Source organism: Litoreibacter sp. GN1-5 (assembly GCF_055693805.1).
In genome coordinates this window covers 1,706,304-1,728,716 of sequence record NZ_JBVFUP010000001.1, presented here as the reverse complement: position 1 = coordinate 1,728,716, position 22,413 = coordinate 1,706,304, and the positions used below count along the sequence as shown (strand labels likewise).

20 protein-coding genes and 1 pseudogene are annotated in these 22,413 nt (G+C 56.5%); 16 read left to right on the top strand and 5 right to left on the bottom strand.

All coding sequences use genetic code 11. The features are described from left to right. Positions 1-101: 101 nt before the first annotated feature. The 16 genes and pseudogenes from crtD (at position 102) to ppsA (ending at position 17,364) form a co-directional block, all read left to right on the top strand. On the top strand, positions 102-1,676 hold the full coding sequence (gene crtD, locus ACZ1HF_RS08870) for a 1-hydroxycarotenoid 3,4-desaturase CrtD (RefSeq protein ID WP_472657152.1): 1,575 nt from the start codon (positions 102-104) through the stop codon (positions 1,674-1,676). Further along, on the top strand, positions 1,631-2,506 hold the full coding sequence (crtC, locus tag ACZ1HF_RS08865) for a carotenoid 1,2-hydratase (RefSeq protein ID WP_472659011.1): 876 nt from the start codon (positions 1,631-1,633) through the stop codon (positions 2,504-2,506). The genes crtD and crtC overlap by 46 nt, the downstream gene beginning before the upstream one ends. A gap of 349 nt (positions 2,507-2,855) precedes the next feature. Then, positions 2,856-3,992: a rhamnan synthesis F family protein gene (locus tag ACZ1HF_RS08860; protein WP_472657150.1), complete on the top strand. Its 1,137-nt coding sequence runs from the start codon at positions 2,856-2,858 to the stop codon at positions 3,990-3,992. A 151-nt stretch (positions 3,993-4,143) separates the two neighbouring features. Beyond that, positions 4,144-5,271 carry a 4Fe-4S dicluster domain-containing protein gene (locus ACZ1HF_RS08855; protein WP_472657149.1) on the top strand — a complete coding sequence of 376 codons (1,128 nt, stop codon included), beginning with the start codon at positions 4,144-4,146 and terminating at the stop codon, positions 5,269-5,271. Positions 5,272-5,274: 3 nt separating this feature from the next. Continuing rightward, entirely contained in the window at positions 5,275-5,745 is a 471-nt protein-coding gene (locus ACZ1HF_RS08850) for a cyclic nucleotide-binding domain-containing protein (protein ID WP_472657148.1), read from the top strand. Positions 5,746-5,751: 6 nt separating this feature from the next. After that, entirely contained in the window at positions 5,752-6,591 is an 840-nt protein-coding gene (locus ACZ1HF_RS08845; RefSeq protein ID WP_472657147.1) for an FAD/NAD(P)-binding protein, read from the top strand. A 1-nt stretch (position 6,592) separates the two neighbouring features. Then, a complete protein-coding gene (locus tag ACZ1HF_RS08840; RefSeq protein ID WP_472657146.1) occupies positions 6,593-7,360 on the top strand; it encodes an NADH-quinone oxidoreductase subunit B family protein in 768 nt (255 codons plus the stop codon). Then, complete coding sequence (locus tag ACZ1HF_RS08835; RefSeq protein ID WP_472657145.1) at positions 7,353-8,642, top strand: Ni/Fe hydrogenase subunit alpha; 1,290 nt, start codon at positions 7,353-7,355, stop codon at positions 8,640-8,642. Before ACZ1HF_RS08840 ends, ACZ1HF_RS08835 begins: the two co-directional genes overlap by 8 nt. Continuing rightward, positions 8,635-9,078 carry a hydrogenase maturation protease gene (locus ACZ1HF_RS08830; protein WP_472657144.1) on the top strand — a complete coding sequence of 148 codons (444 nt, stop codon included), beginning with the start codon at positions 8,635-8,637 and terminating at the stop codon, positions 9,076-9,078. The genes ACZ1HF_RS08835 and ACZ1HF_RS08830 overlap by 8 nt, the downstream gene beginning before the upstream one ends. A 46-nt stretch (positions 9,079-9,124) precedes the next feature. Continuing rightward, positions 9,125-9,370, top strand: coding sequence for a HypC/HybG/HupF family hydrogenase formation chaperone (locus tag ACZ1HF_RS08825; protein ID WP_472657143.1), 246 nt, complete (start codon positions 9,125-9,127; stop codon positions 9,368-9,370). After that, positions 9,363-9,734, top strand: a complete 372-nt coding sequence (locus tag ACZ1HF_RS08820; RefSeq protein ID WP_472657142.1) for a hydrogenase maturation nickel metallochaperone HypA/HybF — start codon at positions 9,363-9,365, stop codon at positions 9,732-9,734. Before ACZ1HF_RS08825 ends, ACZ1HF_RS08820 begins: the two co-directional genes overlap by 8 nt. Continuing rightward, positions 9,727-10,494 (top strand): hydrogenase nickel incorporation protein HypB, encoded by a 768-nt coding sequence (gene hypB / locus ACZ1HF_RS08815; RefSeq protein ID WP_472657141.1) that lies wholly within the window; start codon positions 9,727-9,729, stop codon positions 10,492-10,494. The genes ACZ1HF_RS08820 and hypB overlap by 8 nt, the downstream gene beginning before the upstream one ends. Next, positions 10,491-11,620, top strand: a pseudogene (hypD, locus tag ACZ1HF_RS08810) (hydrogenase formation protein HypD). The gene hypB and the pseudogene hypD overlap by 4 nt, the downstream one beginning before the upstream one ends. 13 nt (positions 11,621-11,633) lie before the next feature. Continuing rightward, positions 11,634-13,901 carry a carbamoyltransferase HypF gene (gene hypF / locus ACZ1HF_RS08805; RefSeq protein WP_472657140.1) on the top strand — a complete coding sequence of 756 codons (2,268 nt, stop codon included), beginning with the start codon at positions 11,634-11,636 and terminating at the stop codon, positions 13,899-13,901. Then, on the top strand, positions 13,898-14,908 hold the full coding sequence (gene hypE / locus ACZ1HF_RS08800) for a hydrogenase expression/formation protein HypE (RefSeq protein ID WP_472657139.1): 1,011 nt from the start codon (positions 13,898-13,900) through the stop codon (positions 14,906-14,908). Before hypF ends, hypE begins: the two co-directional genes overlap by 4 nt. Before the next feature lie 77 nt (positions 14,909-14,985). After that, positions 14,986-17,364: a phosphoenolpyruvate synthase gene (gene ppsA, locus ACZ1HF_RS08795; protein WP_472657138.1), complete on the top strand. Its 2,379-nt coding sequence runs from the start codon at positions 14,986-14,988 to the stop codon at positions 17,362-17,364. Here the strand turns inward: ppsA and ACZ1HF_RS08790 are convergent. The 5 genes from ACZ1HF_RS08790 to ACZ1HF_RS08770 form a co-directional block, all read right to left on the bottom strand. Further along, entirely contained in the window at positions 17,361-18,308 is a 948-nt protein-coding gene (locus tag ACZ1HF_RS08790; protein ID WP_472657137.1) for a 1-phosphofructokinase family hexose kinase, read from the bottom strand. The genes ppsA and ACZ1HF_RS08790 overlap by 4 nt on opposite strands. Before the next feature lie 30 nt (positions 18,309-18,338). Next, a complete protein-coding gene (locus tag ACZ1HF_RS08785) occupies positions 18,339-18,719 on the bottom strand; it encodes a hypothetical protein (RefSeq protein ID WP_472657136.1) in 381 nt (126 codons plus the stop codon). A gap of 223 nt (positions 18,720-18,942) precedes the next feature. After that, a complete protein-coding gene (cysG, locus tag ACZ1HF_RS08780) occupies positions 18,943-20,328 on the bottom strand; it encodes a siroheme synthase CysG (RefSeq protein ID WP_472657135.1) in 1,386 nt (461 codons plus the stop codon). Between the two features lie 199 nt (positions 20,329-20,527). After that, positions 20,528-21,697 carry a CmpA/NrtA family ABC transporter substrate-binding protein gene (locus ACZ1HF_RS08775; protein ID WP_472657134.1) on the bottom strand — a complete coding sequence of 390 codons (1,170 nt, stop codon included), beginning with the start codon at positions 21,695-21,697 and terminating at the stop codon, positions 20,528-20,530. Continuing rightward, positions 21,694-22,278, bottom strand: coding sequence for an ANTAR domain-containing response regulator (locus tag ACZ1HF_RS08770; protein ID WP_472657133.1), 585 nt, complete (start codon positions 22,276-22,278; stop codon positions 21,694-21,696). The genes ACZ1HF_RS08775 and ACZ1HF_RS08770 overlap by 4 nt, the downstream gene beginning before the upstream one ends. Between the last annotated feature and the right edge of the window lie 135 nt (positions 22,279-22,413).

Genomic DNA, 22,413 nt, shown 5'->3' with positions numbered 1-22,413 from the left:
CCACAATGTCTGATATAAGTTACATTTAATATGTAAAGAAGTCTGGACAGTTTTGTGTAATCTGTCAACAATCCAAGACAGACGACCTGTAAGGAGTACATGTGGCAGACGGAAATCCCAGAACTGTAGTGGTTGGTGCCGGTATCGGTGGCCTCGCGGCTGCGCTGCGACTGGTGAGCGCTGGGCATACTGTGACTTTGCTGGAACGGCATGAGCAGGTCGGCGGTAAAATGCGCACCGTACCCAGTGCTGCAGGGCCTGTAGATGCAGGGCCAACTGTACTGACGATGCGCCATGTTTTTGAGGACCTGTTCCATATCGCTGGTACGCGCCTTGAAGATCACATAACACTGCACCCGCAAGCCATTCTTGCCCGTCACTGGTGGTCAGATGGCAGCATGCTGGACTTGCACGCCGATGCGCACCGAAACGAAAAAGCCATTAGCGATTTCGCCGGGGCTGAGGATAGCAGAGCTTTCATTCGCTTTGCCGCACGCGCGCGTATGTTGTTTGAGGCATTCGAAGCGCCGATAATGCAGGCGGCTACGCCAAGTAGGCTCTCCCTTGCCAGACAAGTGATATCGGACCCAAAGCTGATTCCGGCGATGGCACCGTTCAGCACTTTGGCCGGGTCTCTGTCGCGGCAATTCCGCGATCCGCGCCTGAGGCAATTGTTTGGTCGCTACGCAACATATGTGGGCGGCTGCCCATCGCGCACGCCCGCGTTGCTGTCGCTGATCTGGCATGCCGAGGCGTCAGGTGTCTGGACCGTCGAGGGCGGAATGCACGCTTTGGCGGAAGCTATTGCGGCGCTCATAATCGCCAAGGGGGGCGCGATACGTCTGAATACAGGGGTCGCGCGGTTTGAATTTCAGGATAACAGATTGCGCGGGGTAGTTCTGGAGGATGGCGAACGGCTTGCGGCGGATCAGGTAGTATTCAATGGCGATCCGCGCGCGCTGAGCGAAGGATTCCTGGGCACCCAACCACAGCGGGCCGTACCCGCAAGCGCTGTCGAAGGACGGTCTTTATCAGCCTACGCCTGGTCCTTCGCCGCGCGCGCTACGGGGCTACCCTTGGCACATCACAATGTCTTTTTTGCTGACGATGCTGGGGCAGAATTTGATGCGATACGCAGGGGAAAAATGCCTACCGATGCGACACTTTATGTCTGCGCGCAGGATCGAACTGATCAATGCTGTGCCCCGGCAGGACCAGAGCGGTTCGAGATTATTATGAATGGCGCCCCAGCGACACGGGCAGTCCCGCAAAAGGAGTTTGAGACATGTCAGACACGCACATTCCGACGTCTTGTACAGATGGGCCTGCACTTCGATCCGGGGCCGGGTCAAACGGCTCTGACCACGCCTGCGATGTTCGACGCCCTGTTTCCGGGCTCGGCCGGGTCGCTTTACGGCCGCAGCCCGCACGGGTTGACCGCAGCATTGAAACGCCCTTTGGCGCGCACCGCGATCAAGGGGCTGTATCTGGCGGGCGGCGGGGCGCATCCGGGGGCGGGCATCCCGATGGCCACCCTGTCCGGCAAGCACGCGGCCGAGGCGATCTTGACGGACCTAACTTCAACATCGACGTCCCCCCGGACGGTTACGCGTGGTGGTATATCGACGGGATCTCAGACGATGGCACACGTGCCATCTCGATCATCGGCTTCATAGGATCGGTCTTTTCGCCCTGGTATCGCTGGTCAGGCCGCGCAAACCCGGCCAACCACTGTTGCATCAATGTGGCCACATACGGGCGTGGTGGACGGTGGACGATGACCGACCGGGGCCAAGAGGCACTGCGCCAGACTACCGATACGTTCACCGTAGGCCCCAGCCATATGCATTGGGACGGCACCTGCCTGATGGTTCAGATCAACGAAGTCTCTGTTCCCCACTGCGACCGGGTGCAGGGCTTTGTGAAAATTCATCCGGCGGGCATCACGCAGTCTGAAATATGCTTGCATGAACGTGGTAGCCATATCTGGCGCCCCTTTGCCCCCACGGCGGATATAGAGGTCAACCTGAACCGTAGCGGCTGGCAATGGACAGGGCATGGCTATTTCGACGCGAATTTCGGCACTGCTGCGCTTGAGGATGACTTCAGCTACTGGACATGGGGCCGCTATCCTATGCCAGATGGGACCGCATGTTTCTATGATGTGATCCGGCGGGACGGCTCGGAAGACCTGAGCTTATCGTTGCAGTTTGACAAGGCGGGCGCTGTTCAGATGTTGAAGCCACCTTCTAAAACGTCGTTCCGTCGCTCTCTCTGGGCGGTGCGACGTGAAACGCGTGCAGATGCCGGTTTCGTCCCAAGGCAGACAAAAATGATGCTTGATGCGCCCTTCTATTGTCGGGCCGGGGTGCAAACACAGATCAACGGACATCTCACAAACGGCGTGCATGAAGCTCTTGATCTGAAGCGGTTTGCAAGCCCGCTTCTGAAACCTATGCTTGCCGCCAAAGTTCCTCGCAGACGCGCATGGCGTTTCGGGGATTAGATATTAATGATGCTGGTGAAGGGCAAACTATTGCCAGTCATGTCGTCCTGATCTTGCCATCAGGCCCATCACCGTCAAAATATATTTTATAGCCCGAACGTGTATTGCTGTTTTGAGCATTGGATAATCTTAAGAACGTCTGATATTCGGAAACATCAGACCAGCGTATCCAAAGTGTTTTACAACATTTCTTCGCTGTTGAAGGAAACAAGAAATATGGAAAGCGGGTTGTTGTCTTGCCTATCCTGCTTCAAATGTTGTGGCTTCCGATAAGTTTTGGGCGGTCACACAGTTCAAGTACATGATTTTCGCGGCTCAGCCGAAGAAATGATGGGGACCATTTATTGATATGATCAAGGCCTACAAAATCAAACGGGAGCTGCTTCGTGTCATGCGCCAACCAAAACAATGGTTTGGGGATATTCTGAGTTATTTACTTGGCGTAAGATACTATGATTGGGCTCTTTCTCAAAAGCGTATTACACGCACTGGCGATCAGACTCTTGGTGATCATGCGGCAATTTATCTGATCTACCCCTCTAACGGTCTTAAACCGTCGCATTTACGTGCATTGCGATATCTCAATGCGAAGAACTATTACACCATTGTCGTCTCTAACCTGCCTGTTTCAGAGGAAGAAGAGCAGCAAATCCTGCGCTACTGCCACTCATATATTCAAAGGCCAAACTATGGGTATGATTTCGGTGGCTATCGAGACGGCGTGCTGCACGCTCTTAATAGACCAAAGCCGCCCAAGAGTTTGGTTTTACTGAATGATTCGACGTGGTTTCCAATAGTGGATAAAACTGATTGGCTGGATGACGTCCAAAAGCTTAATGTGGATTTTGGTGGCGCTGCCTCGAATTACGGCGTGCCAAGGCCAGACCCTTCTGAATTTAAAAAGATGGTCTTTGATTACCGGTCAAGCCACAAACGATTTCACTACTGTTCTTTCGCTTTGGCATTCAGTGAACGGATTTTGCGCGATCCTGATTTTAAGAAATTCTGGACAAAATTCCCGCTCACGAACAATAAGAAATCGACTGTACGGCGCGGAGAAGTAGGGCTCACGGCATGGGTTTTGAAAAAGGGATATTCTCACGGGGCGACCTTTAATGTCGCCTCTCTTGAGCAATCCCTCATTAAGCTGGATGAGAAGCAGCTTCACCAAGTGGTCGAGAACTTGATTATACCTCAAGATCGCCCAATGAGAAACGCTTTAAATCAAGAGCTGCAGAACCTTGGCGATCTGTCGAAAGAGGATTGTGTCAAGCTTGTTCTGACTACGATTGCTCGGCAAGGGGTGAGCTATGCATCGGCATATTTCAACATCTTCGAGAGAGGTTTTCCATTCTTGAAGAAATCACCAATATGGCTGGATGATCAGTCACGCGAGGTTACGCTGTCAATTTTGCAGAAGCTAAACAATCCGGCAGCAATTGAAGCAAGAGAAGAAGCTTTGGAAATTATATCCCACAGAAGTTGAAGGTATCTAGGCCAAGCTCTACAGCACCGCTGTTTTCCGAGACATTTTTTGCCGAAATTTTGCAGTTATTGATACGGATCATATTCTACCGACATCTTGTCTGATTAGACTGCCCTGAAAGCGTCGGGTATTGGCGCGAAGGATTGGGTCGATGCAAGCTGATGGGAATAACTGTTTTGTGGTCCAGTCTCCTGCTGATCTGGTAAGCGCGCTGCGCCGTGAGGGGTGGCGTGTCATTGGTCCGCGTTTGTCTGATGGGGCGATCATATACGACGAAATTTCCGACGCCCAGGATATGCCGCGTGGTATGACGGACGCTCAGGATGCTGGCCATTACCGCGTTGTTGAAGGTCGCAAGGGATCATGGTTCGACTATGTGGTTGGCCCGCAAAGTTGGAAAAAATGGTTATTCCCGGCGCGCCATAAGCTGTGGTCTGCAAAAAGGTCTGCGGATGGGTTCGACGTCACGCCCGAAGATCAGCCTTGGCCCAAAACTGCGTTTTTCGGGGTTCGAGCCTGTGAAATTGCTGCGATAGAAATTCAGGATCGCGTATTCGATAACGGCGACTTCGCCGATCCGGGATATGTAAAGCGGCGGGCCGAGACGTTGATCATCGCGGTGCAATGCGCCAGATCGGCCAGCACATGCTTCTGCGTCTCGATGGATACCGGACCACATGCATCCTCGGGGTTTGATCTTGCGCTGACGGAATTGGGCGAGGCGGGCGGTGACACATTTCTGGTCCAATGCGGTAGCGAGCAAGGGCGCGCTCTGCTATCGGATGTGCCCAAATCTGCCGCCGAAAAGCACCATCTTGATGCGGCAGAAGCGGCTCGTACTTTCGCCGCCGAAGGTCAAACGCGGAAGATGCCAAGCGGCATTCCCGATTTGCTACGCCATAACCTTGATCACCCGCAATGGGAGGTCGTGGCAGACAAGTGCCTCAGCTGTGCCAATTGCACCATGGCATGCCCCACCTGTTTTTGTTCGGACGTTGAGGACGTCAATGATCTTGGTGGCGATCACACCGAACGGTGGCGTGTTTGGGACAGCTGTTTCACCGCTGATTTTTCTTATGTGCATGGCGGGTCGGTACGCCCTTCGACAAAGTCGCGCTATCGGCAATGGATGACCCATAAACTGTCGTCCTGGCACGATCAGTTTGGCAGCTCGGGATGTGTTGGGTGCGGGCGCTGTATCGCGTGGTGTCCCGTTGGTATCGACATCACCGAAGAGGCGGCCACTATCGCCGACAGTCCTGAAACAAAGGAGGATTGAGAGATGCAAATCCATGGGTTCAGAGATATCCTGTCCGAGCACCCAGTCTTTCGGGACTTTAATCAAGAGGCACTTGATTTGCTGGCGGGATGCGCCCGCAACGAGCATTTCAAGGCTGGCACGTTGATCTACAAGGAAGATGATGCAGCCAACCGATTGTACCTTCTTCGCCACGGTGATGTGGCTATTGAAGTGTCCACGTCTGAGCGCGGATCGATCATCGTTGAAACGCTGCACGCCGGAGAGGTGCTGGGATGGGGTTGGATGATCCCGCCCTACGTTCATATGTCGGACGCAAAGGCGCAGACTGATGTGCGGGCGATCAGTCTGGACGCACAATGTATGCGCGGGAAATGTGACGAGAACCCTGCGCTGGGCTACTCTCTTTTCCAGCATTTGCTGCCGCATATGGCACAGCGGGTGCGAGTGCTGCGGATGCAGCTGCTCGACCTCTACGGCGCTAAGACAGGTTAAGGAGTTATGGTCGCTGAACAGGATCCAATGCTGCCACGTCGTTACCGCGTGATACGGGCATGGGAAGAGTTGCAGGGTGTTTCGACCATGCAGCTTGCACCTGTAGACGGAGAACCAGTGCCTTTCCTGCCGGGGCAGTTCAATATGCTTTATGCTTTTGGTATTGGTGAGATCGCGGTTTCAATCTCGGGAAATGCGGCGGATACCGACCAGCTGGTCCACACCACGCGGTCTGTCGGGCTTGTGTCAGACGCTGTCACGCGTTTGCGTGAAGGCGATATGCTGGGTGTGCGGGGGCCGTTCGGTGCGCCGTGGCCAGTCGCTGAACAGACCGGGCGCCATATTGTGTTTGTTGCAGGTGGTCTTGGGCTCGCGCCGCTGCGCCCGGCGATTTATCATGTGCTGGCCAACCGGCAGGATTATGCGGGGCTGACGATCGTTTATGGCGCGCGCGCCCCGGAAGAGCTGCTTTATGCAGAGGAGCTCAAAGCCTGGAAGTCCCGGTTCGATACAGAAGTCGAAGTGACCGTGGATCATGCACAGCCCGGATGGACTGGCGCTGTTGGTGTTGTAACGACCGTTCTTGATCGGGCTCTGGCAGGGAACGATGGGGGTAATATCTCGGCATTCCTATGTGGTCCGGAAATTATGATGCGCTTTGGGGCCAAAAGCCTTGCAATTGCAGGGGTACCGGACGAACGCATGTGGGTGTCGTTGGAACGCAATATGAAATGCGCGGTCGGGTTTTGCGGCCATTGCCAGTTCGGTCCCGATTTTGTGTGCCGCGATGGTCCGGTATTCCGTCAGGACCGGGTGGCGCGTCTGCTTGCGATGAAAGAGATCTGATATGGCAAATCCCAAACTCGCTGTCTGGAAATTCGCCTCTTGCGATGGCTGTCAGTTGACCTTGCTTGATTGCGAGGACGAGCTGCTGGAGATCGCGGGTAAGCTCGACATTGCCCAGTTTCTTGAAGCGACAAGCGCGGTTGTGGATGGGCCCTACGATATCTCGCTTGTTGAGGGGTCAATCACAACGGCACATGATGCGCAGCGTATTCGGCAGGTCCGGGCAGAGTCCAAGACGCTCATCTCGATTGGAGCTTGTGCAACGGCAGGGGGCATTCAGGCATTGCGCAACTTTGCGGATGTAGAAGACTTCACCCGTATGGTCTACGCTAGGCCCGATTTTATTGACACGCTGGAAAACTCCACTGCCATTGCTGATCATGTGCAGGTAGATTTCGAACTGCGCGGCTGCCCGGTGTCCAAATCGCAACTGTTAGAACTGATTACCGCCACGCTGGCTGGGCGAAAACCAACGGTGCCGCGCGCGTCGCAATGCATGGAATGCAAGCGACGGGGGACCGTCTGTGTAATGGTCGCGCATGGCACGCCCTGCCTTGGTCCGGTGACACAGGCAGGTTGCGGCAATCTGTGCCCGTCAGTCGGGCGGGGATGTTACGGGTGTTTCGGGCCGCAAGAAAAAGCCAACACCTCAGCCTTGTCAGCGCAACTGGCAACCCTTGGCCTGACGCCACCGCAATTGCGCGACATTTATCGTAGCTTCAACGCGGATGCGCCCGCGTTTGCGCAGGAGAGCCGGACCCATGACTGAACGCACTATTCAGGTTGATGCTCTGGCGCGGGTTGAGGGCGAAGGGGCGCTCTATGTCCGACTGAAAGGGCAGGAGATTGAAAAAGTCGAGTTTCGTATCTTTGAGCCGCCCCGGTTTTTTGAGGCATTTCTGCAGGGGCGCGATGCGCTGGAAGTGCCTGATATTACCTCTCGGATCTGCGGCATCTGCCCGATTGCCTATATCATGGGGGCAAGTCAGGCTGTTGAGCAGGCTTTGGGAATGGATGTCTCGCAAGGGATCAAGGATCTGCGCCGTCTGATTTATTGTGGTGAATGGATACAAAGTAACACACTGCATGCGGTGATGCTCCACGCCCCTGACTTTTTGGGCCTGCATGACGCCATTCAGATCGCACAGGCCCATCCGGAGCTTGTGCAAAAAGGATTGCGCATCAAGAAAGTGGGTAACTCGATCATGGAGGTCATCGGCGGCCGTGCTGTGCATCCGGTCAACACCCGTGTCGGCGGTTTTTACCGCGCGCCGGATATATCCGCCGTGCAAGGGCTGATCCCCGAATTGGAATGGTGCGCCCAGGCAGCGCGTGATCTGGTACGGGCCTTTGCGAAATTTGATTTTCCCGATGATGAGCATGACTATCACTTCGTTTCGCTGATCCATGAGGAAGAATATCCCATCCTTGAGGGCCGGATCGGGTCAAGCCGTGGGTTGGACATTGATGTTGCGGAATTCAACGATCATTTCGTTGAAGAACATGTTGCCCGTTCTAACGCACTGCATGGCCGGATGCGCGATGGGTCGGCCTATTTGACGGGGCCTTTGGCCCGTTACGCCAACAACTTTGCCAATCTCAGCCCGGCTGCGATGGCAACGGCGCAAGAGGCCGGGTTGGGACCTGTCGTGCGTAACCCGTTCAAATCCATCCTCGTTCGGCTGATCGAAGTGCAATACGCCTGTGAGGAAGCCGCCCGATTGGCCCGCGCCTATATGCCGCCTGACCCTGCATTTATAGATGCGCCGGTGCAGGCGGGCGAAGGGCATGGTTGCACAGAAGCCCCGCGCGGTATTTGTTACCACCGCTACGCGGTGAATGCGGAACGGCGGATTGTTGAGGCGCAGATTGTGCCTCCGACATCACAGAACCAACCGCAGATTGAAGTCGACCTGACCCGTGTGGTGTCCGAAAATATGGACATGACCGATGCGGACCTGAAATGGCGTTGCGAACAGACCATTCGCAATTATGACCCGTGCATTTCCTGTGCGACCCACTTCCTTAAGCTGACGGTTGATCGTGTCTGAGCCCGCTACGCAGATCATCGGGATCGGCAATAGTTTCCGGTCTGATGACGGTGTCGGACCTTGGGTGGCCGATCGATTGTCCAAGGCGGGACAACCGGCGCAGGTACATGCGGGCGATGGTACCGGACTGCTTGATCTGTTTTCGACAGGCGGTACCTTTGTGCTTGTGGATGCAACACGGTCCGGTGCTGCGCCGGGAACAACGGTGCGTCTTGATGCGGCGGCAGGGCCGTTGCGGGCCGATTTGTTCCATTACTCAACGCATCGCTTTGGTCTTGCTGAAGCGGTAGAAACGGCCCGCGCCCTGGGGATACTGCCAAGGGCTTTGACGGTGTATGGGATCGAAGGCCGGGATTTTGGCGCTGGGCTTGGCCTGTCCGCCCCTGTCGCAATGGCGGCGGAGACACTGGTGCGCCAACTTGATCCTGCGCAATGACAGGCCGGTGCTCAGAAGCTAAAGTGATAACAGAAGGAGCGAACTGATGTGCCTAGCCGTTCCGATGCAAGTGATCGAACGCAATGATGGTATGGCCGAGTGCGAGGCTCAGGGTATTGGGCGGTCGGTCAGCCTGTTCCTGTTGCAACACGAGGATGTTGCAGTGGGCGACTATGTGATGGTCCATGTGGGCTATGCAATTCAGAAGATATCGCAGGCCGATGCGCAAACGGCATGGGATATGTATGATGCGATGTTCGCAGCCGAAGCAGAGGCAACCCGGAATGCATGAGCTGTCGATTTGTCAGGGTTTGTTGGCCGAGGCTGCCCGCGTTGCCGTGTCGCACGGTGCCAAAGAAGTGTCTCGGCTGAAGGTTCTGATTGGCCCGTTGTCAGGTGTGGAGGCGCCGCTTCTTCAGCGTGCTTTTGAAGTGGCGCGGTTTGGCACGGTCGCGCAAGCGGCAGAGCTGGATATCGAGGAGGCCCCGGTCGTGGTCTGGTGTGCAAATTGTGAGCAGGACAGCACCGTTCCGGCAAATGCGCTTATTTGCGCGCACTGCGGAACGTGGCGCGTTACGTTATCGTCGGGCAATGAACTCTTGTTGAAAACAGTTGATCTGGTGCCAACACCGATGCGGGAGGACAGCCATGTGTGATATGTGCGGATGCGCGGTCGGGTCCGGCGATGTAGAGGTGCGGAGCGTGGATAGCCGCGCATCACATCGCCATAACACGCAGGCCTTGGTCGAGGTTTTGACCCGGTTGCTACACCAGAACGACGAGGCCGCGGCTCATAATCGCGCGCATTTCGACCGCCATGGTGTGGTCGCGGTCAACCTGATGTCTTCGCCGGGGTCGGGCAAGACAAGTCTGCTAGAGGCGACGATTGACGCCATGGGTCATCGATACCGGATTGCGGTGATAGAAGGTGATCTTGAAACGGAGAATGACGCGCAGCGCATTCGGGCAAAGGGCGTTCCTGCGGTGCAAGTGGTCACCGGGCAAACATGCCATCTGGATGCGCAAATGGTGCATGAAGCGCTGCATACGCTCGATTTGAACACGATTGATCTGTTGTTTATAGAGAACGTAGGCAATCTTGTATGCCCGGCGGGGTTCGACCTGGGGCAGCAGGCGAATGTGGTTCTGCTGTCGGTGACAGAGGGCGATGACAAGCCGGCGAAATATCCTGTGATTTTTCGAACTGCTGATCTGGTGTTGCTGAGCAAGGCTGATCTCTTGCCGGTGCTCGATGATTTCTCGCCAGACGCTGCGACCGCGCATGTGCGCAGGCTGGCAAACGCCGCACCAATCCAGACAGTGTCAGCGCGACAGGTTGATAGCCTTGCGTCATGGTTTGAGTGGTTGGACGGATTGCTTGCTGCTCGGCACACCGCCGAGGCGACGACGCGATGAGCCTGATCGCTGATCCAGCGCGGACACGCATGTGGCTGGACCGCATCCACGCCTTGGATTTGTCCGAGCGAGTGCGCGTAATGAATGTCTGTGGCGGACATGAACGTTCGATTTCCATGGCGGGTTTGCGGGGGGCGTTGCCGCCGCAGATTGAGTTGATCCCTGGACCCGGTTGCCCAGTCTGTGTCTGCCCGGAAGAGGACGTATACGCGGCGATTGAGTTGTCGATGCAGCCGAATGTCATCCTTGTTGCCTTCGGAGATATGCTGCGCGTACCGGCCAATGTGCCGAAAAACCAGCTCCGCTCGCTGGAACAGGCGCGCGCGGCGGGGGCGATGTGCGGCCAGTGGCCTCGCCCGGTGAAGTGGTGCGTATTGCGCAGGAAAATCCTGGCTCAGATGTCGTATTCTTCGTGGCGGGGTTCGAGACAACAACCGCACCGGTCGCGGGTATGATTGCGGCGGGGTTGCCTGCCAACCTGTCCTTGTTGCTATCGGCGCGCCTGACATGGCCTGCCGTGGCGATGTCACTGCAAAGTGAGGCACCGGGCTTTGATGCGCTGATTGCGCCGGGTCATGTGGCAACAGTCATGGGTCCCGAGGAATGGGATTTCGTGGTCCGTGATCATGGCATTCCAGCCGCTGTTGCGGGGTTTGAGGCGGAAAGCCTTCTGGCGGCCCTGTATGCCGTATTGCAACAGAAGCTGAGTTGCAAATTGCGATTGGAAAACTGCTATCCGGGCGTGGTTCGTCCGGGCGGCAACCCGACGGCGCAACGTCTGCTGCGCGAAACGCTTGATGTAACAGATGCGAATTGGCGCGGCATTGGGTCCATACCTGCGTCTGGCTTCGCCCTGAAGTCAGACCTTGCTGCATCGGATGCCGTGCAGCGCTTTGGTCTGGACCTTACTGTTGCCCGAAAGCGGGCAGGGCAGATGCCACCCGGATGTGATTGCGCGCGGGTCGTTCTGGGAAAGCTATATCCGGATCAATGTGCGCTTTACGGCAAGGCCTGCACGCCGCGTAACCCGATTGGGCCGTGTATGGTATCGGATGAGGGCGCTTGCCGGATATGGTGGTCAACGGGCATCCGAGAGGGCAGGACCCACGAGCATGAACAGGTCTAGGTCTGAGCCCCACATGACGGGTAAGCTGACGGCCCGCAATATCGTATTGGGTGGCCGGGTGCAGGGTGTGGGGTATCGCCCATTTGTCCACCGAATTGCAGGCCGCTTTGGTCTTGCCGGCGATGTGTCGAATACAGCAGGGCAGGTCTTGATCCATGTTGAAGGGGCATCGGATGCGATAGCGCGATTTGAAACGGCGCTTATCACCGATGCGCCAGGCCTTGCGCGACCGAAGGTTCTGTCATCAACGCCATATGCGCCACGTCACGCGGCTGATTTTGTAATCCGTAAAAGCACCAGTGCCACAGCAGGCGATGCGCACGTACCGCCGGATCTGTTTTGCTGCCCGGATTGTCTTGCAGAGATACAGTCACCGTCCGAGCGCCGCTACCGCTACCCTTTTTGCAACTGCACGCAATGCGGCCCACGATACACCATCATCCGGGATTTGCCGTATGACCGGGTGAACACCGCGATGGATAGGTTTGAAATGTGTCCGGCCTGCCGTGCGGAATATGAAGACCCGTTTGATCGCAGATTTCATGCCCAGCCGCTTGCCTGTCCTGACTGTGGACCTGAATTGACGTTTGTTGCCAATGGCAATCAGTGCGTCGGAAATGAGCCCGCGCTGAGCGCAACACTGGACTGCCTGCGAGACGGCGTGATTGTGGCGGTCAAAGGCATCGGTGGTTATCATCTTGTCTGTGATGCGTCGAGCGATGCGGCAGTGATGCGGTTGCGTGCGCGCAAGGTGCGTCCTGACAAACCCCTTGCTGTGATGTTCCCACAAAGCGGTGCAGATGGGCTGGATATGCTGCGTGCATATGTTCGACTTACGGCAGAAGAAGCCGCGGCTTGTCTTGATCCGGCGCGCCCTATCGTTCTTGCGGCGCGTCGCCCCGACAGTTCTCTGAGCACTGCGCTTGCGCAGGGTTTGTCGGAGCTTGGGGTTTTTCTGCCCTACAGCCCGCTGCATCACCTGCTGCTTGAAGGGTTCGGCGGACCATTGGTGGCAACCTCGGGAAATATTAGCGGGGAGCCCGTTATAACGGAAATCGCCGATGCCCAGAGCCGTCTTGCGGATGTCGCTGATGCCTTCCTGCACCACGACCGACCTATTTTGCGACCCGCAGATGACACCGTCATGCGCGTGATTTCCGGGGTGCCCCGGTTACTGCGTGCGGGTCGCGGACAGGCCCCGTTGGAACTTTACTTGTCTCATCCGTTGCCTGAGCCAGTGATTGCTGTGGGTGGGCATTTGAAAAACAGTGTGGCGCTTGGCTGGGGGCAGCGCGTTGTTGTTTCGTCCCATATCGGTGATCTGGACAGCCCACATGCTCGCGACGCATTTGCAAGGATGATTGAAGATGTGCAGGCGCTGCATCACGTCCGCGCCCGCCATGTGGTGTGTGATAACCATGCTGGATATGCCAGCACGAAATGGGCGCGGGGCTCTGGCCTACCTGTCACTGAAATTGGGCATCATGTGGCGCATGCTTCTGCATTGGCTGGCGAATATCCCGACATGCAGCGTTGGCTGACCTTCACATGGGATGGCACGGGACTGGGCGATCACGGCAGCATTTGGGGAGGTGAGGCGTTTCTGGGTGCGCCCGGAGATTGGCGGCGTGTCGCAAGCGTGCGGCCGTTTCATCAGCTCGGCGGGGATCGCGCAGCGCGCGAGCCTTGGCGTTCTGCCAGCGCGCTGCTTTGGGAAGCGGGCCTGCAATGGATGCCGCCGGTTGAGCGCGCGGCATTGGCGAAAGAGGCTTGGCAAAAGCGTGTTGGAACAGTGCAAACTTCCTCGATAGGGCGCCTGTTCGATGCGGCGGCGTGTCTTGTCATGGGTCTTTCCGAGACAAGCTATGAAGGACAGGCAGCCATGATGATGGAAGCGGCAGCAAAGCCTCAACCCGGTGCGACAGCGTTCCCGATCAAGCGCGACGAGGATGGTTTGCTGGTGATTGACTGGGCGGATGTATTGCCTGCTTTGATGGATAAGACGCGTTCTGTGGAAACGCGCGCAGGTCTTTTTCATGAAGGGCTTGCGCAGGCATTGGTCTCACAAGTGCTGATGCTGCAAGACGGAAACGGCTTTGATGCGGTGGGCCTCACCGGTGGTGTCTTCCAAAACAAAGTGTTGTCGGAACGGGTGGTGGCTTTGTTGGCCGAACGCGATATTCCGGCTTTTCAGCACCGGCAGGTGCCGACCAATGATGGCGGCCTTGCCTTTGGACAGATCGTTGAGTTTGCAGCGTTGAGGCAGGATGCAGCGGTATGAGCGCTGATCGCCATATCACTCTGGCCCATGGAAATGGTGGGCGTTTCATGCGCGAACTGATCGACACCATATTCGCACGGCACCTTTCCAACCCGAAGCTGGATGTTACAGTTGATGCAGCGAAAATTGCACTGTCGCCGGACCTGGAGACGGTGATCACCACAGATGGCTATACGGTTCAGCCATTGGAATTTCCGGGCGGTGACATAGGTTCGCTGGCGATACATGGAACGGTCAATGATCTTGCTGTTAGCGGGGCAACCCCGCTGTTTGTGACCCTGAATGTATTTATCGAGGAAGGTCTCGAACTCGCCACTCTGGACCGGATCGTACAAAGCCTTGGTGCGGCCGCACTGGCCGCAGGCGTGAAGGTGGTGGCTGGCGATACGAAAGTTGTCCCACGCGGAGAAGGGGGCGGCCTCTACCTTGCCACCACGGGTGTTGGTCAGCGTGCACGGGGACAGGGGCTTGGTATGGCCGCAATCCGGGAAGGTGATGCAGTGTTGGTCAGTGGCACGTTGGGGGATCACGGCACGGCTGTGATGCTGGCGCGCGGGGATTTTGATTTGCGCGGCTCAGTCCTGTCGGACAGCGCCAGCGTTCTGTCATTGACCCTTGCTGTGGGCGAGACGCCGGGCGTCCGGTTCATGCGTGACCCGACGCGGGGCGGGTTTGCGACGGTGGCGCATGAGATCGCACGCGCGACGATGTTCGATGTCTACATTGAAGAAGACCACGTGCCGGTGCGGCCCGCAGTGCGGTCTGTCTGCGATATTCTTGGCTATGACCCCTATTATCTGGCCTGCGAGGGTCGTGTTGTTGCGGTTGTCGCACCAGAAGTGGCGGATGAAGTTCTGGCACTTTGGCGCGCGCAGCCGGGCGGGGAAGATGCTGCCCAGATCGGGTCGCTCATCGCTGGGAAGGGCAATGTGATCTTGCGCACAGCTATCGGTGGCACAAGGTTACTGGATGAATTGGAAGACGACCCGTTGCCACGGATTTGCTAGGGCCGTTGACCTAGATCATTTTGTCATTGCCCGACATGCCGCAGGTTCATCGCGAAACATGTGGGAAGGATGACAAAATGGGCCAATCGACTCCACTCGTTAAGGATTTCACCGAAGTCCGGCGCGGCGACGTCGAAACCGTCGGCGGAAAGAACGCCTCACTTGGCGAAATGATCAGCGCTTTGGGGGAGAAAGGCATTCTTGTCCCGCCGGGGTTTGCAACCACTGCAGACGCCTTCCGGGCCTACCTGACTGCGAACGATCTGGATGCAAAGATAGCTATTGCGCTAGAGGCTTTAGCCACTGGAAAGGTGACACTGCATAAGACAGGTCAGGCAATCCGCGAACTGATCCTTGGCGGCGACTGGCCTGCCGATACTGCCAAGGCGATCACAGATCACTATAAAGCGCTTTGTGATGCCAGCGGGGAAAAGGCTGTTCCCGTCGCCGTAAGGTCCAGCGCTACGGCAGAGGATCTTCCTGATGCAAGTTTTGCGGGTCAGCAAGAGACCTTTCTGAATGTCATCGGTGAAATTGCACTGCTGGAAGCCTGCCGCAAATGCTACGCTTCGCTTTTCACGGACCGGGCGATTTCCTACCGTCAGATTCAGGGTTTCTCGCATCAGCAGGTTGCCCTTTCTGTCGGTGTGCAACAGATGGTGCGTGCCGATACGGGCGGGTCGGGTGTGATGTTTTCCATCGATACGGAATCCGGGTTTCCCGATGCGGTGCTCATCAATGCTGCCTGGGGTCTGGGCGAGAATGTCGTCCAAGGGGCCGTCGATCCGGATGAGTACGAAGTTTTCAAGCCTTTTCTGGAGAATGAGGCGCTAACGCCGATCCTGGAAAAGCGCATGGGTGCCAAAGAGATCAAGATGATCCATGATCGTGATGGCACACCGCGCAATGTGCCGACCTCAAAAGCCGAGCGGAAGCAATTTGTCCTGAGTGACGCGGAAATCTTGTCGCTGGCCCGGCAGGCGAAGATCATTGAGCAACATTACGGGCAGCCCATGGATATGGAGTGGGCGCGGGATGGCAAGACCGGAACGCTTTACATCGTACAGGCCCGTCCCGAAACGGTACAGTCGCGTGCTGATGTCGGGTCTTTGAAATCCTACGCGGTGGAAAATCCCGGTGAGGTGCTCGTGACCGGGCTTAGTGTGGGGGACGCCGCAGTTGCGGGACGGGTCTGCATGATCGAACGGGCCGAGGATATCGACCGCTTTGTCGATGGGTCCATATTGGTAACGTCAACTACGGATCCTGATTGGGTGCCGATCATGAAACGAGCCGCTGCAATTGTCACGGATCATGGGGGGCGCACCTCTCATGCAGCGATTGTCAGCCGGGAACTGGGGCTGCCTGCTATTGTCGGCTGCGGCAATGCCACACATCTGCTGCACGACGCGCAGGATGTGACCGTCTCTTGTGCCGGTGGTGAGGAAGGCGACGTGACTGAGGGTATCTCCAAGGTCACTGTTACCGAGGAAGCTTTGGGTGATTTGCCGGACTGTAAAACGAAGGTGATGCTTAATCTGGCCAACCCATCGGCGGCGTTGCGGTGGTGGCGCTTGCCGGTCGATGGCGTAGGTCTGGCCCGGATGGAGTTCGTTGTGAACACCGCTGTGCGCGTTCATCCAATGGCACTGGCGCATTTCGATACGATCACCGATCCGGAAACGCGCGACGCGATCAAGGCATTGACGACCGGCTATGACAACAAGCCGGAGTATTTTGTTGATCAACTTGCGCGCGGTCTCTCGCGCATTGCGGCCTTTTGTTATCCAAAGCCGGTGATCGTGCGGATGAGCGACTTCAAGACCAACGAATATGCCGACCTGCTGGGCGGGCGGGATTTCGAGCCGCATGAAGAAAACCCGATGATCGGCTTCCGGGGGGCATCCCGTTATTACTCGCCCAATTACGGCGATGGTTTCGCCTTGGAATGTCAGGCCATCGCGCGGCTGCGCGGTCAGATGGGATTTGACAATGTGATTATGATGATCCCGTTCTGCCGAACCCCGGAAGAGGCGGACCATGTGCTGGCTGTCATGGCCAAAAATGGACTTGAGAGAGGCAAAGACGGGCTACAGGTCTATGTGATGTGCGAAATCCCGGCAAACGTGGTTCGGGCGGCGGAGTTTGCAGAGCGCTTTGACGGCTTCTCCATAGGCTCCAATGACCTGACCCAGTTGACGTTGGGGATCGACCGCGATTCCGAAGAACTCGCCTCGCTTTTCCATGAAGATGATCCGGCCGTGCTGTGGATGATCGAGACAGTGATCCGCGAGGCCTATAAGGCTGGTTCAAAGGTTGGCTTCTGCGGTCAGGCTCCCAGCAATGATCCTGCTTATGCGCAACGACTGGTTGGCTTTGGCATCGATAGCATCTCAGTGACACCGGACAGTTTCGTTAACGTGCTGCGAAATGTGGCCAAGGCGGAAAGGGGTTAGATCTGCTCGATTGTGCAGAGCGGCAGCAAATCTTCGACCATCTGCTGCTCACATAGTGCTGTGCCTTCGGTGCTGACAGTTGCGCTGGCCGCTGCTACGCCCCACTGCAATGCCCGGTCAAGCGGTTCGTCGCGCGCCAGCGACAGTGTCATCGATCCAACAAACGCATCGCCCGCCCCGATCTTGCTGCGTACAGGCACATGGGGCGCGTGGCACAGGAACTTCTGATCCTGCGATACCAGAACGGACCCTTCCGGACCGCGCCCGGTCACAACAATCCGGGCCACATCCCGTGCAACAAGCCCTTCTGCAAAAGCAACGCTGTCGGCAATGGTGCGCATAGGATGCGCTGCGGCCTCGGCCGCTTCGTTTTGATCAAGGCGTAGCAAATAGACAGGTGAGGTCGGGTTTGCGATCAACCGCATCAAAACAGGTCCAGCCGTGTCGATAATCAGTTTATCTGTGCGCGGTTTGATCGCGTTCAGAATTTGCAACGGGTAGTCGTCAGGCAAGCCGGGCGCAATGCTGCCACTGAGCACGACCAGCCCGTCTTTAGGTGCTGCGGTTGCAATTTCTGCGATTAGCGCATCTGCGTCTTGGGGTGTTAGTGTCTCGCCGGGCAAGCCGAAACGATACTGTGCCCCGGAGCTTTCATCTGTTACAGCAAAGCTTTGCCGCGTTTCCCCACTGACATGCACAGGATGGGTTGGCACGGTTTCAGCATCCAACAAGGCAAGCAACCCGGCGCCCGTCGTCCCGCCAACCGCAATCAGCGCACGTGCCGAATGCCCAAGCTTGCAGACGGTACGGGCCACATTAACGCCACCGCCCCCGGGGTCGATCTGCGGCGCACTGCACCGCAGCTTTGGTCCCGCGATTACTTTGCCAACCGAGGTTGCAAGATCAATAGCGGGGTTCAGCGTAATCGTCAGTATTTCGTGCATAACACTCTTTGCGCGTTTCAATACATGATGTCAGTCAGCGTCAGGTTTTCTCAGCATCATGGCCAGTCGCATCACGGCTGCAAGGATCGCCTGAGCAAGAACCGGTGATCGTCCGGACCCAATCGCGGCATCACTGTCGCGGCTGTCAGTTTCGCGCAACGTGCAACGCCAATGACCATCCTTGTCATTTGCCCGCCCACGAATGTGAACAACCCAATTGGGAAAGGCCTGATCGGCGATATGGATCGCTTCGTCTGTCGTATTGACGTTCTGCGCCGATATGTTGCTTGCAGTGAAAGTGTCGGGCAGTAAAAATTCCAGAGCTCTTACAACCCCGTCAAAATCGGCGACCGTCATGTCATTTTGCTCTTCAAGCTCTGCGATCAGAATGTCGATTTCAGGATCTTTCATCGGGGCGTCTCCATTTGTCGTTACATCCGTATTCAGCCTTTGCTGAATGCGGTCCGAGGGCTGAGCCTGAGAACAGCCCGAACTAAGGGAATATCCGGCTCACCTGTGAGTTTGATTATGCGGCTAACTCTGAGTGACGCAAGCGCATCTTCCGATTGACCCATTCGCGTGGCACAAGAATTGCCCTCTGATGTGGCGCTGCGACCTGACTGAGTTCGCGCGCTTAAGCCAAGGCTTTGTGCAATTGTTGGCTTTCGGTTGCCTTTGGGTAGGTCAGAAACAGCAGGGCAGGCGCATTGATGGCGTGGGATTCGATCGTCTGGGTAAGCGTAGCCGCAGTGCAACGCGCATGTGTTTGTGCGGCACGTCCGACATGACTGACAACGGAGATTTCAACCTTGTCCTGAAGACTCGCGCGTATCAGGGTTGCGGCAATGGCTGGGGCTGCGCCGACGCCCATATAGACGCCGACATTTGTGCCGGGATGCAAATGGTTCAGCAAGTTCGGGGCCTGCGCCGCGTCGCGACACCGCCCTGTTGTCAGAACCAAAGTGTCTGTGCGATCACGCTCGGTCAGGACGTCACCCATCACGGCAACCGCTGCGGAAGCGGCAGTTACGCCGGGGACAATCTCAACGGAAATGCCGGCGTTGCGCAAAGCGGCCAGTTCTTCGGCGGCACGACCGAATATGCCAACATCACCGCATTTCAGACGCACAATACGTTTTCCGCGTTTCGCAGCAGAGACAAGGGTTTGGTTGATCTTGTCTTGCGGCCAGCTATGGCAGCCGGGTGCCTTGCCAACATAGACGCGTTCCGCATCACGTCTTGCAAGTTCAAGGATGTCAGGATCAACAAGACGGTCATAGTAGATGACATCCGCTTCTTGTAGACGTTGTACACCGCGCAGAGTTATGAGGTCTTTGGAGCCGGGCCCTGCACCAACAAGAGCTACGCTGCCTTCGGCATTTGATCCGAAGTCACCCGTTTGGATGGCGTGTTTGATGGCCACCGCCGCAGCGTGTTCGCCACCTTGTGCGTGCTGGTCACGGACCGGGCCGTTAAAGACCCACCGCCACAGGTCGCGGCGTTTGCGTGGCGAAAGATACTGTCCGGCCTGATCACGCAGTCGGCCTGCCAAGGCTGCAAGATCGCCCAAGCGGGGCTCCAGCATTTGCTCTACTCTGGTTTTGATTTGACGGGCAAGGACGGGGGCGGTTCCTTCGGTGCCGATCGCGATAACGACCGGGTCGCGGTCAACGATGGACGGGGTAAGCGCATCACAAAGGTCCGGTTGGTCGACGACATTCACCATAGCGCCTGCAGCCTTGGCGATACCATGGGTCGCCGCATCCGCGCCGGGGCAACCTGTGGCGATAAAGCTCAACGCATTATCGGCGAATGTCTTGGTCGTGATGGCAGAGCGATCCCAAAGGATGCGGCCACTTTGCGCAAGGGATGCAAGTTCCGGGTCAAGCGTCTGCGCGCAGACAACGATCTGAGCCTCAGTTTTAAGGATCAACCGGGTCTTTTGCGCCGCCTGCTCGCCGCCGCCGATGATGACGACGCGCCGATCTGACATACGCAGGAACATCGGGAAATTTTTCATGTTCTGCTTCCGCCCCCCGAAAAACAATATACGCACGATCAGCCATGCGGGAGGAAGCACGGCAGTATCGAGCGACAGTGCTCTTTTCAGGAATAATCCGCAGCGTTGCGGACTAATCCAAGTTTACTGACGGGTTTTGAAGTGTCCAAATCAATGCGCTGATTTTCAATCGGGAATTCAGACTGTGCTTAAAAAGGCGTCACTCATTCTGACTTGGGTCAAAAATTGCGCCATCACAAAAAGCGTCAGGGCCAAGGATCATTTCACCTCTTGTCGATGCGACCGCCGTTGCATGAGGCAGAGCCCCTTCGATTTTTTCTGAAGCACCGGGCAAATCAACGCCAATAGGCGCAAGATATTCGCGGTAAAGATCGGTTCTGATACAGGTTTTGACTGCTTCCATATCGCGTTGCCCGAAGCCTGTGCCCATCTGCCTCGCCATCCAGGCGGCCTGAGACTTCCACGGGAAGGTTGCAGCCCCATCGTAAAACCTGAGAAAATTCGGAACAGTGATGATGTTGGTTCCGGGCGAAGCCGTCAGGCGGCCAAAGAGCGCGGGATCAAGCGTTTGTTCTGAAAGCGCGAGATGTTCGGTGCGCGCCAGAATTTCTGTCGCAAGCACCTTGTTCTCGGGTGTATCAAGCCATTCGCAAGCGCGGTAAACCGCACGTATAAGTGCTGCGCATTTCTCGGGGTGATCCTGCGTCCAGCTATGGCGCACAGAAAGCACCTTTTCAGGGGCGGCGGACCACACGGACGATCCGCTCAATATGATATGGCCAACCTCGCGTTGGACGGCAACGCTCCCCCAGGGCTCACCAACGCAGAACATATCTATGGTGCCGCTCGCCAAAGCATCGGCCATGCGATGTGGGGGGACTGTCTGGGTCTCATAGCTTTTTGAATGACTCTTTGGATTTCCTCGAAGCCAGTAATCAAGCAATAAGCGGTGCATCGAAAATGGAAACGGGACACCGACCCGCAAGGGTCGGTCCAACGCCGTCAGTGCAGCAGTGCCAGCATCCAGCGGGTTTGTGATGTCGCCTGACCAACCGCTGCCCTGAATTATTTTCGCAACCTCGTTCGAGACGCAAAATGTATTGCCGTTCAGGTTGAGGTTCATCAGCGTATCAATGCGTTCGGTTTGCCCACCCAGACCCAATGCGATTGCGACGGGCAGGGGGGCCAGCATATGTGCGGCGTCCAGATGGCCTGCGGCCAACATATCACGGGTGGCGGACCAGGATGGTTGGCGCAACAGATTGAGGCGCAGACCTTCATCAAAGGCAAACCCAAGCTCTTTGGCGATGATCAGCGGGGCACTGTCGACTAACGGAATGTAACCACAATCAAGATCAGTGAAGGTCATTTGAGCAAATCCGCAGCTGTGACCAACGCATGGGCAACATCGGCGACTTTGCGATTTTGATCCATCGCAGTACGGCGGATAAGCGTGTAGGCCTCCTCTTCGGACAAGCCACGCGCGCGCATCAGAAGACCCTTGGCGCGGTCGAGAGTCTTGCGATCCTCAAGCGCTTGCTTGGCAGCATTCAGTTCGGACGCCATTTGACTCATCATCTGAAACCGGGCGATTGCAGTTTCCAGAACGGGTTTGATGCGGTCCTTTTGCAGCCCGTCCACCACATAGGCGCTCAGACCTGCGGCAATTGCCGCTTTGGACAGGGTCTCATCCGAATGATCCACAAACATTGCAACCGGGCGTGATCTGGCATCCGTGACCAAACTGAGATGTTCTAACGTATCCCTATCAGGGTTGGCCAAATCAATAAGCACGATATCAGGCTCATTCTGACTTATCACAGTAGATAATGATGAAGGTTCCGACAGAATAACGACATCGCCCCACCCGCCATCTTTCAGGGCGTCTGCTATTTCCTTGGCGCGTGAAGGATCGGGTTCAATCACTACAATTTTGAGGGAGCTGGCCATGAAAGATACCTGTCGCAGCCATCAGCTGATTTGGAAGGGCGACACAGCAGGGATGCGTCCACGTTGATCCAAGAGCCGTTTATTTCCGCGGCTTTTTGAAATTTGCTTAAGGATGCATCGATTTTTGATTTCCGA